The sequence below is a fragment of the Cryobacterium levicorallinum genome, assembly GCF_004402405.1.
Classification (GTDB): domain Bacteria; phylum Actinomycetota; class Actinomycetes; order Actinomycetales; family Microbacteriaceae; genus Cryobacterium; species Cryobacterium levicorallinum.
This window is the reverse complement of sequence record NZ_SOFE01000036.1, coordinates 17,252-31,727: the sequence shown is the minus strand read 5'-3', so window position 1 is coordinate 31,727 and position 14,476 is coordinate 17,252. Positions and strand designations below refer to the sequence as shown.

The following is a 14,476-nucleotide window of genomic DNA, read 5'->3' as shown; positions in this document are numbered from 1 at the left end:
ATCTCGGCGGGGCCGAGGAGCGTCTTGGTGGGCTTGGCCGCGATGGCGGGGTCAGCGGGGACGGGCTCCGGGGAGTGGCGGCCGGTCATGCGAGGCCGCCGAGTGGGGCCTGATCGGGATTTTGCTCGTCGTTTGGGGCGGCGAAGGCAGCGGTGACGGGCTCGGCGTCCCAGCGTCCGTAGACCAGCTCGGTGTTGGCGGTGATTTGCGCGGAGAGCAGGGAGACATCCGTTTCGAGGTGGGCGGCCATGCCGCGCAGCGTGTTGGGCAGCAGGTACGGCGCATTGGGCCGGCCACGGTAGGGCAGCGGCGTAAGAAAGGGGGCATCCGTTTCGACCAGCAGCAGGTTGCGCGGGGCGGCGAACAGGGCTTCCCGCAGGTTGCCGGCGTTCTTGAACGTGACATTGCCGGCGAAGGACATATACCAGCCGTGCTCGGCGCACAGCCGAGCCATGTCGGCGTCGCCGGAGAAGCAGTGAAAGACCGTACGTTCGGGGGCGCCAACCCGAAGCAGAGTTTCGATCACGGCCTCGTGGGCGTCGCGGTCGTGAATTTGAAGTGCAAGGTTGTGCTCCTTGGCGATGCGGATATGCGCTTCGAAGGAGCGGAACTGGGCGGCGCGACCGTCGTGACCCGTACGAAAGAAGTCGAGGCCGGTCTCCCCGACCGCGACCACGCGCGGCTGGCCGGCGAGTTCGTTGATCACGGCGAGGGCGTCGTCGAGAGTTCCGGCTTCCTCGAGATCGGGTGCCTCGTTGGGATGGATCGCGACGGCGGCCAGCATGCGCGGCTCGATCCGGGCAGCAGCAGCCGACCAACGTGAGGTTTCGACGTCTCCGCCGACCTGGATCACACCACGCACGCCAACGCTCGAGGCGCGGTCGAGCTGTTCCCGATAGCTGAGCGGATGCTCCCCATCGGCGATTTCGAGATGGGTGTGGTTGTCGTAGACGGGAACCGTGAGTGGCTCCGGTAGCGGTGGGTAGCTCAGGTCGCGGCCCGCGGTACTGTCGCGGCGGCGAATGGCACTGCCGTAGCCGTCGATGCCGTCAGGACCAGGCCCGTCATTAGGCACCGCGTCATTAGGCATCGGCTGGCTCCACGATCGATTCGATGCGCGGGAACAGCGGTTCGAGCGGGCTGACCTGGGCGCCGCCGGTCCACTCCCAGGCCCGGTCGACGCGCTGGTCGGTGAGGGCGCCGTCGCCGCCGAGGGCGGTCCACAGCTTGGCGGTGGCAATGGGAATGACCGGAGAGAGCAGCACGGTGAGGGTGCCGAGGCCGCGCACGGCCGTGTGCAGCACGGTCTCCAGGCGCGCCCGGGTTTCCGGGTTCTTGGCCAGGGCCCACGGTTCCTGCAGGGTGATGTAGCCGTTGAGTTCGTCGACGAGTTCCCACACGCTGGTGAGGGCGTCGTGGATGGCGAGGGTCTCGATGGCTTGCGCCGCGGCATCCGTCACCCGCTGTTCGGTGGCAGCAATCGCGAGGTCATCGGCTGTGAGCTCGCCGGCGGCCGGCACAACGCCGACGCAGTAGCGCACGACCATGGCGATCACGCGGGAGGCGAGGTTGCCGAAGCCGTTGGCGAGTTCGGACTGGTAGCGGGCCGAGAGGTCTTCCCAGCTGAACGAACCGTCTTGGCCGAAGCTGATGGCACGCATGAAGTAGTAACGAAAGGCATCGGAGCCGAAAGTGTCGGTGATCTGGCTCGGGGCGATACCGGTGAGCTTGGACTTGCTCATCTTCTCGCCGCCGACCAGCAGCCAGCCGTGGCCGAAGACCTGCTTGGGTACCTCGATACCGGCGGCCATGAGCATGGCCGGCCAGATGACGGCGTGAAAACGCAGAATATCCTTGCCGACGATGTGGGTCGCGGGCCAGCGGCTCGCGAATTCCTCGTCGTTCTGGCCGTAGCCGGCCGCGGTGATGTAGTTGAGCAGCGCGTCGAACCAGACGTAGACGACGTGCGATTCGTCCCACGGCACTTTGATGCCCCAGTCGAAGCTCGAGCGGGAGATCGACAGGTCACTCAGGCCGCGCTTGACGAAGGACATGACCTCGTTGCGGGCCGCTTCCGGCTGCACGAAGTCAGGGTTTTCTTCGTAGAGCGCGAGCAGACGGTCGGCGAAGGCGCTCATCTTGAAGAAGTAGTTCTTCTCGTGCAGCAGTTCGACCGGCTTGGAGTGGATCGCGCAGACCGGTTGGCCGGCGTATTCGCCGGTGCCGTCGACGAGGTCGGTGGTCTGCTTGTATTCCTCGCAGCCGACGCAGTAGTAGCCCTCATACTCGCCGGTGTAGATGTGGCCCTCGTCGTGCAGGTGCTGCAGAAACTTCTGCGCGTTCACCTCGTGGCGTTCGTCGGTGGTGCGGATGAAGTCGTCGTTGGCAATATTGACGGTCTCCAGCAGCGGCTTCCACGCGGTCTCGACCAGCCGGTCGGCCCATTCCTTCGGCGTGACGCCGTTGGCGGTGGCGGTGCGCAGAATCTTCTGGCCGTGTTCGTCGGTGCCGGTGAGCAGCCAAGCGTCATCGCCCGACTGCCGGTGCCAGCGCGCGAGCACATCGGCGGCGACCTCGGTGTAGGCGTGCCCGATGTGCGGCACATCATTCACGTAGAAAATGGGCGTGGTGATGTAAAAAGAGCCTGCGGACATGCGTTCATCTTATGCGCAGCGTGCGGACCTGACGTTTTGTTACTCGCTGTGGGAGCTCTCCGCCGCTGGGCCGGCGGCTGCCAGGTGGTGTCGATGGCCGAAGACCGGCGGGAGCGCCTCGTGGATGGGCGGAACCGGCGGGCGGTTCGGGACATCCTTCGTTACCTCGCTCTCGCGCACGTCGATGCCACGTACCTTCTGGTGCGCATACTCGACTGGCATCATGCACAGCACGATCTTGCCGTGGGCATGCCCAGCTTCCAGCTCCCGATAGGCGTCCCGCACCCGTTCGAATGGGTAAATGGCGGCAACCGGAATCACGATCTGATGGTCGGCGATCAGGCGCGCAATCTTCTCAAGCACGACGGTGTCGGTCGAGTCAACATTCATCAGTCCGTTGTCGCCCAGGCGATTCAGCTCGGCATCAACACCATCGGGCGCAATCCGCCGCAACCGCTCGTCGAATCCTGGACCGTATTCCACCGGTATCACGCCGATTTGGCGCAGGTAGTCAAAACTGTTCGGGCTGGCGGTGCCGATAACTCGGGCTCCGCGTCGTTTGGCCAACTGTGCCGCGATCACGCCGACACCACCGTGTGCGGCGTGCACGAGCACCGTGCGACCCGGGCCGGGGCTTGCGCCGGAGACCGCCTGCCACGCGGTCGTTGCAGCAACGTAAAGGCTGCCGGCGATCTCCCACGGCAACCGCTCGGGCTTGTGAATGATGTTCCCTACCGGGACTGTGACAAAATTCGCCTGGGAACCGCGCACCGTGTGACCGAGCACCGCGTCGCCGATTTTCCACCCGGTGACGCCCGCTCCGGCGCCCGCGATAAAGCCGGCGAAGTCGCTGCCCTGTCCTGCCGGGAAGTGCGCAGGCCACTCGTTGTCGAGTCGCCCTTCCCGAATACTGGATTCGCCAGGGTTCAGGCCTGCCGCCATGACCTCGACGACCACCTCACCGACACCAGGAACCGGCGCAGTCATCTCGACCAGATCGAGAACTTCCGGCCCCCCATAGCGGGAGAATTGCACCGAGCGCCACATGAGAACCTCCCGAGGTTGGTCGCGACCGTGCGACTCACACCTATCGAACCTAACGCTGAAGAGGACTCGGGTATTCCGGTTTTTTTACGGCAGGTTTTCCCGGGCCGGCCTTGGCCTGCAGCGCGTGCTCGTACAGTTCACGCTTGCCAAGTCCGCTGGCCGCGGACACGTCGGCCGCAGCTTCTTTCAAGCGGATGCCGCCAGCCACCAAATCCAGCACCTCGGCCACGCCCATGGCCAGGTCCAGCACCCGCACTTCCGCACCGGCAACGACGATACAGATCTCGCCACGCACCCCCGCTGCCGCCCACTCGGCCAGTTCGCTTGCCGTGCCGCGCTTGACCTCCTCAAAAAATTTGGTCAGCTCGCGACAGACCACGACGCGGCGGTCAGGGCCGAGCGTTGCGGCGAGGTCGAGCAGCGAGTCCGCCAGGCGATTGGGCGATTCGAAGAAGACCATAGTGCGGCGTTCAGCGCTGAGATCGCGCAGCAGTTTGACCCGCTCGCCGTGTTTGCGCGGCAGGAACCCCTCGAACGTGAACCGGTCGGTCGGCAGCCCGGACACGGCGAGGGCGGTCAGCACGGCGGACGGGCCGGGCAGGGCGGTGACCTGCACGCCGGCGGCGACCGCGGCATCCACTAAATGAAAGCCGGGATCAGAGACGGTGGGCATGCCGGCGTCGCTGAGTACGAGAATGTCCGTGTCGCGAGCCAGTTCGACCAGTTCGGCGGCCTTGCCGCGTTCGTTGTGATCATGCAGGGCAATGAGTCTGGGCCGATTCTCGATGCCGAGGGCCTTGAGCAGGTGAACGGTGACGCGGGTGTCTTCGGCCGCCACGATGGTGATGGTGCTCAGGGTCTCGATCAGGCGCCGGGAGGCGTCGCCGAGGTTTCCGATCGGGGTGGCAGCAAGAATGATCATGCTGCAATTCTCGCAGCACCAGCCGAGCATCCGTTCTTCGGTCCCTCTGTACGATGGTCACGTGCTCGCTACTAGTCGATGGGTTCGCTGGGGCGCTCCCCTCGCAGTGGTCCTCCTGGCCGCGGTGCTACGGCTGTGGAACCTCGGTGTGCCGCACGCGCTCGTCTTCGACGAGACGTTCTATGTCAAGGACGCCTGGAGCCTGTTCAATAACGGCTACGAGTCCACCTGGCCGGCAGACGCCAACGTTCAGTTCGAGGCGGGCCACACCGACATATTCACAACCGACCCGTCCTTTGTCGTGCATCCACCGCTCGGAAAATGGCTCATCGGGCTCGGCATGAATTTGCTCGGCCCCGGCAACCCGTGGGGCTGGCGGCTGGCGACGGTCTTGGTGGGGGTGCTCGCGGTCGTGCTCATCATGCTCGTGGCGCAGAAGCTGTTTCAGTCCCGCTTGCTCGCCCTGATCACCGGTTTTCTGCTCGCGATCGACGGTCACGCCATCGTCATGAGCCGCGTGGCGCTGCTCGACAACTTCGTGATGTTCTTCGCCTTGCTCGGTTTCGGGGCAATCTTGCTGGACCGCGAGTGGCACGCGACTCGACTGGCCAGCCGACTGGCCGGGCTCCGCGAGCAGGGCTGGGGTCCGGCGCTGTGGTGGCGGCCCTGGCTGCTCGCCGCCGGCCTCGCCTTCGGTCTGGCCAGCTCGGTGAAATGGTCCGGCGTCTATTTTCTCGCCGCGTTCGGCATCTACCTCGTCGTCGTGGATGCGCTGGCCCGGCGCCGTAATGGCGTGTCATTCTGGCTCAGCGCCGCCATCCTCAAACAGGCCCCGGTCACGTTTCTGCTGCTGGTTCCGATTGCCGTCATGACGTTCCTGGTTTCCTGGACCGGGTGGTTTGTCACGCGCGGTGGGTACTACCGCCAATGGGCCGATTCGACCGGGGCCGACGGGGCAGGGGCCGCCTGGACCGGTCCGCTCGCCTGGGTTCCGCATACCCTGCAGAGCTTCTGGCACTACCAGGCGGCTGCGTACACCTATCACGTGGGGCTCGCGACACCGCATCCGTACCAGGCAAACCCGTTGACCTGGCTGTTCATGACCCGACCGACCAGCATGTACTACCGCGGTTCCAGCTCGGGTGAACCCGGCTGCCAGCTGCAGAGCTGCTCTGAGGCCATCACATCGGTCGGTAACCCCCTCATCTGGTGGGCGGCGACGGCAGCGCTGTTCTACCTCGTCTACCGGCTGGCTCGGTATCGGGAATGGCGGGTCGGTTTCATATTGATGGGCATGGTCGCCGGCTACCTACCGTGGTTGATGTATCTCAACCGCACGGTTTTTCAGTTTTATACGATCGCCTTCGAACCGTACCTGCTGCTCGGACTCACCTTCGTCATTGGCCTGGTACTGAAGCAAATTCCCGACCAGGCGCAGCCCAAACGCAAGCATTCAGCACATTCGCAGGTACCGGAATACGACCCCCAACCGCAGCCTGGGGCTCTTCGGGCGGTCATCGTCGGACTCGGCGTCGCCCTGCTGCTCACGGCGTTTTTCTTACCGGTATGGACCGGAATGCAGACATCATTCTCGTTTTGGCAACTGCATATATGGATGCCAAGTTGGCGATAGAACGGTCGAATACATTCCATTTTTGGCATATAATGACTGGGAATGCTGTGTGAATGAGGCACGAATCGCGGTCGGACGACCGTAGACTGACGACTATCTGCACGACGAGTAATCGCTCACGTCCCGACTGAGAAGTCCCGATCCACTAAGGCCTCATGTCGGAAGCACTAGCCGCACCCTCGGTCCGCATCATCAGGACCCGCCCGGGTGGAGACACCAAGAACCCCACAACCGAATACTCCGCACTCCTGCACACCGTGCGCAATCTGGGCCTGCTCGGCCGTCGCACCGGTTTCTACTGGATGGTGTTCTCCATCCTCGTCGTCGCTACGGGCGGCGCTATTGCCGGTTTCGTTCTGCTCGGTGACACCTGGTATCAGCTGATCATCGCCGCAGCCCTCGGCCTCATCTTCACCCAGTTCGCTTTCTTGGCGCACGAAGCTTCACACCGTGCCGTGTTCACCTCCGGCAAAGCCAACGACCGAGCCGGTCGCATCCTGGCCAACCTGTTCGTCGGCATCAGCTACGCCTGGTGGATGACCAAGCACAGCCGGCACCACGCCAACCCGAACGTCATCGGCAAGGACCCCGACATCGAGCCCGACTTCATCGTGTTCCGCGAGGAAGACGCCAAGAAGGTCAGCCGCCTCGGCGCACTCGTCACCCGCAAGCAGGGCTACTTCTTCTTTCCGCTATTGATGTTCGAAGGCATCAACCTGCACATTCAGGGCTTCAAGACGGTCTTCGGCAAGCACAAGGTCGACCAGCGCTGGATCGAGATCACGATGCTCGTCACCCGCATCTCGCTCTACCTCGCCGTCATCTTCTTCTTTCTGCCGCTCGGCATGGCCTTCGCCTTCGTCGGCGTGCAGATGGCCGTGTTCGGCGTCTACATGGGTGCATCCTTTGCCCCCAACCACAAGGGGATGCCGCAGCTTCCGGCCGAAAGCAAGGTCGACTTTCTGCGCCGCCAGGTGCTGACCAGCCGCAATATTCGCGGTGGCACCTTCATCGACACCTATATGGGCGGGCTCAATTACCAGATTGAGCACCACCTGTTTCCGAACATGGCCCGACCGCACCTGCGCAAGGCGCAGGAAATCGCCAAGGAATACTGCCAGTCGCACGGCGTGAAGTACACCGAGACCGGCGTCTTCGAAAGCTACGGCATCGTCATCGCTTACCTCAACAAGGTCGGCCTGGCCGCTCGTGACCCGTTCGACTGCCCGATGACCGCACGGTTCCGCACGCACTAGTTCCACAGCACCGAGTACCTGAAGGCCGTCTCTCCGGAGGCGGCCTTCGTGCATCGCAGCTGGACCATTTCTGAGAATGTGTCAAATGGGTATTGTTCGGTGTTATAATCATCACTCAATACGACTTTTTGTTTCTCTCTGAGCGTTTTTCGCGGCAACGACAGGCCCTCAGTTCGCACGACCAGCGAGCTGAGCCTTCAGGGTCTCTGAACCGGCACACCACGACTCTATTCCCGCCCCTTTCTCGCTCAGGAGACGTCCATTGCACACACGCACTACGTGGATTGGCACCGGTACGCTGACCAGCCTGCTGGTTGGAGGCTGCCTCGTCGGCGCGTCATTCCTGGGCACGCCGCCGGCCTCGGCCGAGTCCGCCGATACCGCGGAGTTCACGATCACCTCAGGTGGGCTCCAATCCACGGTGTCGGCGCCGAGCAATATGTCGTCCGTCGTGCTGCGTAGCGGCGAGCAGCGCTCAACCGGAACCGCCCTGGCCTGGACCATCATTGATGCTCGCGGGTCGGGAGCCGGCTGGACTTTGTCGGCATCCGCCTCAGACTTCACGAGCGCCCCCGGAACTTCGGCGGACGAATTGGTTCCGCGCACGATCAGCGTTGCGAATCTCGTCATCACACCCGGCACCGTGGTCGCCACCGGCGGTGCTGACACCGCCCCCGAGACGTCCGCCCTCACCATGTCCACCCTCGCCCAGGCGCTCGTCTGGGCGCCACCCTCCGCAACGGGAGCCAAGGGTTCCTTTGTGCTGTCGGCTCCATTGTTCGACCTGACCATTCCCGCCACTGCCTTTCGTTCCAACGTCGGCGTCGACGGCGTGCACCCGTACGCGTCGACCATCACCTTCACAATGGCGTAGCCCATGACCAGGCACGCGCCACGACTGCACGGCATTCTGGCCGTTCTCGGCCTCGCCCTCGCCCTGATCGGAGGCCCCACGCTGCCGGCGCAGGCTGCTCCGTCGCCGGCACCGCTCGATCTCGGAGCGGCACAGACTTACTCGGTACTCGGTGCATCGACGGTTACCAACACCGGCCACACGACCACGAGCGGCGACCTCGGCGTCAGCCCCGGCACGTCCGTCACGGGCATGTCGGCGGGCCAAGTGGGGGGCCTCATCTTGGTTGGCGCCGACGCCGGAGCGGCCCACGCCGACCTGGAAAGCGCCTATGCGGATGCCGTCGGCCGCGTCTCGCAGACCATTCTCTCCCCCGAAATCGGCGCGTCAACCCTCACGCCGGGGGTCTACCGCGCGAACAGCACCCTCGCCATCACCGGAAGCGTCACACTCGACGCCGGCAATGATCCCAACGCCGTCTTCATCTTCCAGATCGGCTCGACCCTCACGACGGCGTCCGGCAGCTCGGTGCGTCTGGTCAACGGAGCGCAGGCGGCCAACGTGTTCTGGCAGGTCGGTAGCTCCGCGACCATGGGTACCTACTCGACATTCGCCGGCACGATCCTCGCCCTGGCGTCGATCACCGTCACGACCGGCACGACGTTCGACGGTCGCGCCCTCGCCGTGACCGCAGCGGTCACTCTCGATTCGAACATCTTTACGCTCACGCCCCTGCGACTGGGCACCCTGACCGCCTCGACCGGCGGCGCGGCACTGTCAGCGGTCGTCTTGAACGGCACGAGCACACAGTATGCCACCGGCTCCGGCCCGCAGTGGTTGATCGTCGACGATCGGGGTACCGGAGCCCCGTGGACGCTCACGGTGACCGCTACGGCGGCGACGAGTGCACCGGGCAGCACGGAATTGATCGCCCGCACCCTGCCCATCGACAGCCTGGTGATCGATCCCGGGCCGATCACGGCGGGCCCGAACGGCTCCAACCCAGCGCGCATCGTGGGCAGGCCCCTCACCATGTCGGGTACGCCGCAGGTGCTGCTCTCGACCGTCGGATCCAACCCGGGCACCTACCTGTTGGCCCCGTCCTTCAGCCTGGCTGTTCCGCCGAACGCCTTTCGGTCCAACTTTTCCGGCGAGATCAACGCCTCCCCGGTGAACCCGTACGTCACGACCCTCACCTTCACCATCAGCTAAAGTACGACCCACTTCACATTTCAGTGGCCCCCACGCGGGGGCACTCCGCTTCCTCGGCAAAGGTTCACCCCATGCTTCCCACGTTTGGACGTCTCCCCCGTACCCGTCGGACCGAGCGAACGGCCCGGCCCCTTACCATCCTGGTCGTGCTGCTGGCCGCCGCCCTGCTTGCGCCGGTTGGTCTGGCCCTGGCCATGCCGCAGTCTGCTCAGGCTATCGATGACGGAACCCTGGGCATCCGTCCTCAGCTTGAGTCGGATTTCTTTCACATTGTTCTCGCACCCGGCGCGGCCATCGATGCGACCGCGATCGTTAGTAACTACACGGATGCTGCGGTGACGTTACTCAACTATGCCGTCGACGGTCAAAGCACCCCCCAGGGCGCCTTCGCCCTCGCTGCGCAGGCCGACACGAGAGCGGGGGTGGGCGCCTGGGTCGCCCTCGACGCTGAGGAAATCACCGTTCCCGCCAATTCCGATCTCGCCGTACCATTCCGACTGACCGTTCCGGTCGGCACGACCCCCGGCGACTACGCCGGCGGGCTGATCATTCAAAGTCCGCCGGTGCAGGGCGAAACAACCACGGGCAACGGTGACGCAGCGCTGCGGCTCGACGTGATCCAGCGTCAGGGGGTGCGCATCTACCTCACCGTCGACGGAACGGCCTCGGCGACCTTGGCTCACGGAGACCTGAGCTGGGAACGCTCGGGTGATTCGATCACCTTTGCGCTGCCCATCACGAATACCGGCAACACGATTCTCTTCCCGGTCACGGAGCTGTCGATTGACAGCGCCATCGGGGTGAACGACTCGCTCAGCTTCAACACCCCCGAAAGCATCCTGCCCGGGGCGACGCTAACGCTGCGAGCCGTGCTCACCGAGCTGCCGCTCATCCAAGCTGGCACCGCGCGCGCCACTCTGCAGAGCGATGCCGGCGCCGAAACGGTCAGCACCAGCCTCGTCTATCTGCCGTGGTGGATCATCGCCGTCGCCGTGCTTGTCCCGCTGCTCCTGGCCTTCGCCAGCTGGCGCACCACGCGGTTCATCCGACGCGCCCGGCAGGCCATCGCCCAGGTCGCCCGGGCCGAACAGGGCGCGTAGCCGTACCCTGCGCGAACCCTGCGCCAACCCTGATCGAGTCCTGCGCCACCGAGCCCCATTTCGGGGTTTGCCCGTGTGAAGATTGGTTATCGCCACCGGAGCTTGTTCTCACAACTGACAAGTTCGGCTCATCCCCTGCGACCAGTTGTCCCTTCTTCTTCGCCAGCCCGCACCGTGTGGCCGCGTTTTTTGGCGCGCCCGCACCCGCATCATCCAGAGGACACACCATGCACGCTCTTATCAAAGGCATCGTCATCACCACTACCACCGGCGTGCTGCTCGGTCTGGCCCTCTCCCCCGCTTACGCCGCCGACACCGACACCGTTGACGCCACCGTCAGCGCCGGAACTCTGAGCTTCGCGGCCAGTGCGCCCGACTCGATGACCAGTGTCATGCTCGACGGCATCTCCAACAAGACCTCGACCGGCCAGGCCCCGCAGTGGAAGGTCGTCAACGCTCGCGGCACCGCCGCCCCCTGGACGCTCTCGGCCAGCGTGACCCCCTTCACCAGCGCCGCGGGATCCGTCGACACGGTTGAGCGCGAGCTGGCCGCCAACAACCTCGTGATCACCCCCGGATCCGTCACCGCGGGCACCGGCTCCGACGCCGCTCCGACTACGGCGCCGGTCACAATGTCCGGCACGGCTCAGGCCCTGGTCTCGTCTACCTCGGGCAAGGGCACCTTCACCTTGACCCCGGTGTTCGACCTGACCGTTCCGGCCAACGCCTTCCGCTCCAATTACGCCGGCGATGATGGCGTCACCGTCAACCCTTACATCGCGACCATCACCTTCACGATCGCGTAACGCTCAGTACGCCCCACCGAACTCTTGAGCCTCCCTTGTTGCCGCAAGGGTGGCTCGAGTATTTAAGCCGCACACGTTTCGGTGGCTGGCATCCGGCCTGCGACCCGAAGGGGCTTTCCCGGCCGAAAGACTTATCTTGGGAGTGTGACAGCGTCCGTCTCGGCTCTCGACCTCTTCTCCATCGGCATGGGTCCATCCAGTTCCCACACGGTGGGACCGCTGCGTGCTGCGCGCGTGTTCGCCGAACACCTGGTCGCGACCGGCCGCTTGGCCGAGGTCACCCGCATCCGCTGTTCTCTCTTTGGCTCGCTCGGTTCCACCGGACTCGGCCACGGCACTCCCGACGCCGTCCTGGCCGGCCTCCGGGGGCTTCGACCCGAAACCTGCGATCCGAGTGACGTGCGCGCGGCCTGGTCCGGCCTCGACACCGGCGCGACCATCACGCTGCTCGGCGGGCACACGATCCCGATCCTCCAGAGTGATGTGCACTTCGAACCGCATACCCGGCTCCCCGGGCATCCGAACGCGCTGACCCTGTCCGCGTTTGGAGCCGATCCGTTTGGCACCGACGACTCGACGGCGCTGTTCGAGGAGACGTACTATTTCATCGGGGGGGGGTTTTATTCGGCACGACGGCGACCAGATTCGCGTGGCCGCTCCTCAGCAGCCGCTCCCCTTCGAGTCCAGTGCCGAATTGCTCGCGCTGTGCGACGCGCACGAGCTCAGCATCTGCGAGGTCGCGCGCCGCAACGAAGGAGCCATCCATGGCAGCGCCGCATTCGATGCCGGACTCGACGCCATCTGGGACGCCATGCACGTCTGTGTCGAAGCCGGCCTGGTCGCCGAGGGCACGCTGCCGGGCGGACTCAAGGTCAAGCGTCGGGCCGCAGCGGTACGTATGCGCTTAGAGGAATATGACCGCCTGCCCGCACACGACCAGGACACCTCGACCAAGTGGCTGCACGCCTTCGCGCTCGCGGTCAACGAAGAGAATGCGGCCGGCGGCCGCGTGTCACCGCGCCGACCAACGGGGCGGCTGCCAGGTCGAGGTCGGAGCTGCGTGTGCCATGGCGTCCGGTGCGCTCTGTGCCGTGCTCGGCGGCACACCGCGCCAGGTCGAAAATACGGCCGAGATCGCGATGGAGCATCACCTTGGACTGACCTGATACCCGGTCGGCGGCCTGGTACAGGTACCTTGCATCGAACGCAACGCCATCGCCTCGTCCACGGCCGTATCGGCGGCCCGGCTGGCGCTCCACGGCGATGGGACACACCTGGTCTCCCTCGACACCGTGATCGAAACCATGCGCCAAACCGGACTCGACATGATGACGAAGTAAAAGGAAACCAGCGAGGATGGCCTCGCGGTCAACGTGATCGAGTGCTGATCTGATCCCCACATGGGGGTAGTACTGCCTGTCCGACCGGACCGGTCTCCCCCTAAGCTGGCTGAACGCGTGGCTCGGCCGGGCCGCACCGTCTTTCTTTGAAGGGTTCCACCATTCGCACCGTTTTCGCACGTCGCCCCCCGGGCATCGCCGTCGCTGCCCTCCTGCTCGTTGCGCTGGTCGGCTGCGCCGGTGAACCAGCACCCGCGGTGACGGTGACCATCACGCCGAGCGTCGCACCGACGCCTTCGCCGACGCCCACCCCGACGCCCACGCCCACTCCGACACCCACGGAGGAAGCGGCATTGATTCCCAACCCGGAAGTACCCGATCTCGTGCCGAACGCGGAACCCGTGCCGCTGCCCCAGGGGCCGGCCGTCGACCTCGGCAGCACACCCGGCGCGCGCGGCACCACGATGTCCGATGGTGCCGGCGCGCTGCTCACCTACACGGTCATCGAAGGTGACGCATTCTTCGATATTGCCCAGCGATTCAATATCCCGGTGCAGCTATTGCTCACCATGAATCCCTCCGTGCCCGGACTCGGCGAGAACATCTACATCAAACAGAAAATCAACCTCGATTGGACCACGACGCTGTAGCTGTGTGTCTCTGAACGACCTGAACCGACTCCGATTCCGGCCGGTGTCGGCGGCCACCGCTAGCCTTGAATTATGACTTCACCCGTGCCATCCTCACTCGTCGTGTCCAGCCCCATTGTGTCCACGCAATGGCTGGCCGACCATCTCGGTTCCGACAATCTGGTCATTCTCGACGCCACCGTGTTTGCCCTGGCACCCGTCACCCCCGATGGGCCGCGTTACCTCAGTGGGCGCGAGGACTACCTCACCAAGGGACACATCCCCGGTGCCGTGTTCGCCGACCTGTTCGACGTTTTCTCCGACCCGACCGGCGAATTCGACTTCTCGCGGCCGAACGCCGAACTGTTTGAAGCGGCCGCAGCATCCGTCGGCATTGACAATGAGACCACGGTGGTCGTCTACGACGCCGTCGTCGGTCAATGGGCGGCGCGCATCTGGTGGCTGTTCCGATCCTTCGGCTACGACAATGTCGCCGTGCTCGACGGCGGCCTGACCAAGTGGCACGCCGAAACGCGCCCGTACGCCACCGGCGCCGTACGCCCGCGGGTCGCCGGCGGCACGCACCCAAGATTCTCCGGCGGCTTTGTGGCAACGCCGCGGCCCGAGCTGTGGGTCGACAAGAGCTTTGTCGAGTCGATCGTCGCCGGCCACGCGGATGCCGCCCTCGTTTGCTCCATACCGCCGGCGGAGTTCGCCGGTACGGCCGGAACCCGCCCGCGCGCCGGGCACATTCCGGGCAGCATTAGCCTGCCAGCCGCGAAGCTCGTCGACCCCGTCACGAACGCGTTCCTCCGTGGTGACGCGCTCAAAGCGACCCTCGCGCCCACCGTGACCTCAAGCGCTCACCTCGTGACCTACTGCGGCGGCGGGATCGCCGCGGCGGCCAGCGCTCTCGCGCTCATCCGCGCCGGCAACGAGCACGTCTCGATCTATGACGGGTCGCTCAACGAATGGACGGCCGACGCGGCCGCGCCGCTGAGCGCTCCCGGCGCGTAGCGGCGCA

Annotated in this window: 12 protein-coding genes and 1 pseudogene; 9 read left to right on the top strand and 4 right to left on the bottom strand. The window is 65.0% G+C overall.

The features are described 5' to 3' along the window. Positions 1 to 85: 85 nt before the first annotated feature. From E3O11_RS17100 to rsmI, 4 genes are read right to left on the bottom strand one after another with little or no spacing between them, the layout of a single operon-like run. A complete protein-coding gene (locus E3O11_RS17100) occupies positions 86 to 1,090 on the bottom strand; it encodes a TatD family hydrolase (RefSeq protein WP_092451598.1) in 1,005 nt (334 codons plus the stop codon). Next, entirely contained in the window at positions 1,083 to 2,654 is a 1,572-nt protein-coding gene (gene metG / locus E3O11_RS17095) for a methionine--tRNA ligase (RefSeq protein WP_092451596.1), read from the bottom strand. Before metG ends, E3O11_RS17100 begins: the two co-directional genes overlap by 8 nt. A gap of 39 nt (positions 2,655 to 2,693) precedes the next feature. Continuing rightward, positions 2,694 to 3,701, bottom strand: coding sequence for an NADP-dependent oxidoreductase (locus E3O11_RS17090; RefSeq protein WP_092451594.1), 1,008 nt, complete (start codon positions 3,699 to 3,701; stop codon positions 2,694 to 2,696). A 49-nt stretch (positions 3,702 to 3,750) separates the two neighbouring features. Further along, positions 3,751 to 4,623, bottom strand: a complete 873-nt coding sequence (gene rsmI / locus E3O11_RS17085) for a 16S rRNA (cytidine(1402)-2'-O)-methyltransferase (protein ID WP_092451691.1) — start codon at positions 4,621 to 4,623, stop codon at positions 3,751 to 3,753. On the opposite strand from rsmI, the gene E3O11_RS17080 reads away from it, so the two are divergent. The 9 genes and pseudogenes from E3O11_RS17080 to E3O11_RS17040 all read left to right on the top strand — a co-directional run bounded on the left by E3O11_RS17080 (position 4,622) and on the right by E3O11_RS17040 (position 14,469). Then, positions 4,622 to 6,256: a dolichyl-phosphate-mannose--protein mannosyltransferase gene (locus tag E3O11_RS17080; protein WP_241994772.1), complete on the top strand. Its 1,635-nt coding sequence runs from the start codon at positions 4,622 to 4,624 to the stop codon at positions 6,254 to 6,256. The two genes, rsmI and E3O11_RS17080, sit on opposite strands and share 2 nt — an antisense overlap. A gap of 155 nt (positions 6,257 to 6,411) precedes the next feature. Then, complete coding sequence (locus tag E3O11_RS17075; protein WP_092451590.1) at positions 6,412 to 7,512, top strand: fatty acid desaturase family protein; 1,101 nt, start codon at positions 6,412 to 6,414, stop codon at positions 7,510 to 7,512. A gap of 262 nt (positions 7,513 to 7,774) precedes the next feature. After that, a complete protein-coding gene (locus E3O11_RS17070) occupies positions 7,775 to 8,386 on the top strand; it encodes a WxL domain-containing protein (protein WP_241994771.1) in 612 nt (203 codons plus the stop codon). Between the two features lie 3 nt (positions 8,387 to 8,389). Continuing rightward, on the top strand, positions 8,390 to 9,577 hold the full coding sequence (locus tag E3O11_RS17065; RefSeq protein WP_092451588.1) for an ice-binding family protein: 1,188 nt from the start codon (positions 8,390 to 8,392) through the stop codon (positions 9,575 to 9,577). 71 nt (positions 9,578 to 9,648) lie between these two features. Continuing rightward, the gene (locus E3O11_RS17060) at positions 9,649 to 10,677 is read left to right on the top strand and encodes a DUF916 domain-containing protein (RefSeq protein WP_241994770.1); all 1,029 of its coding nucleotides are present in this window, start codon (positions 9,649 to 9,651) and stop codon (positions 10,675 to 10,677) included. Positions 10,678 to 10,904: 227 nt separating this feature from the next. Then, entirely contained in the window at positions 10,905 to 11,483 is a 579-nt protein-coding gene (locus E3O11_RS17055; protein WP_092451584.1) for a WxL domain-containing protein, read from the top strand. A 144-nt stretch (positions 11,484 to 11,627) separates the two neighbouring features. Then, positions 11,628 to 12,823 (top strand): annotated as a pseudogene (locus E3O11_RS18860) (L-serine ammonia-lyase, iron-sulfur-dependent, subunit alpha). A gap of 146 nt (positions 12,824 to 12,969) precedes the next feature. Further along, positions 12,970 to 13,473 carry a LysM peptidoglycan-binding domain-containing protein gene (locus E3O11_RS17045; RefSeq protein ID WP_092451582.1) on the top strand — a complete coding sequence of 168 codons (504 nt, stop codon included), beginning with the start codon at positions 12,970 to 12,972 and terminating at the stop codon, positions 13,471 to 13,473. 72 nt (positions 13,474 to 13,545) lie between these two features. After that, positions 13,546 to 14,469 (top strand): sulfurtransferase, encoded by a 924-nt coding sequence (locus E3O11_RS17040; protein WP_092451579.1) that lies wholly within the window; start codon positions 13,546 to 13,548, stop codon positions 14,467 to 14,469. Positions 14,470 to 14,476 lie beyond the last annotated feature (7 nt).

Coding starts and splice junctions, on each gene's coding strand:
- E3O11_RS17040 (WP_092451579.1), top strand. CDS start 13,546: ATGACTTCACCCGTGCCATCCTCACTCGTCGTGTCCAGCCCCATTGTG.
- E3O11_RS17090 (WP_092451594.1), bottom strand. CDS start 3,701: ATGTGGCGCTCGGTGCAATTCTCCCGCTATGGGGGGCCGGAAGTTCTC.
- E3O11_RS17075 (WP_092451590.1), top strand. CDS start 6,412: ATGTCGGAAGCACTAGCCGCACCCTCGGTCCGCATCATCAGGACCCGC.
- metG (WP_092451596.1), bottom strand. CDS start 2,654: ATGTCCGCAGGCTCTTTTTACATCACCACGCCCATTTTCTACGTGAAT.
- rsmI (WP_092451691.1), bottom strand. CDS start 4,623: ATGATCATTCTTGCTGCCACCCCGATCGGAAACCTCGGCGACGCCTCC.
- E3O11_RS17065 (WP_092451588.1), top strand. CDS start 8,390: ATGACCAGGCACGCGCCACGACTGCACGGCATTCTGGCCGTTCTCGGC.
- E3O11_RS17100 (WP_092451598.1), bottom strand. CDS start 1,090: ATGCCTAATGACGCGGTGCCTAATGACGGGCCTGGTCCTGACGGCATC.
- E3O11_RS17055 (WP_092451584.1), top strand. CDS start 10,905: ATGCACGCTCTTATCAAAGGCATCGTCATCACCACTACCACCGGCGTG.
- E3O11_RS17060 (WP_241994770.1), top strand. CDS start 9,649: ATGCTTCCCACGTTTGGACGTCTCCCCCGTACCCGTCGGACCGAGCGA.
- E3O11_RS17080 (WP_241994772.1), top strand. CDS start 4,622: ATGCTGCAATTCTCGCAGCACCAGCCGAGCATCCGTTCTTCGGTCCCT.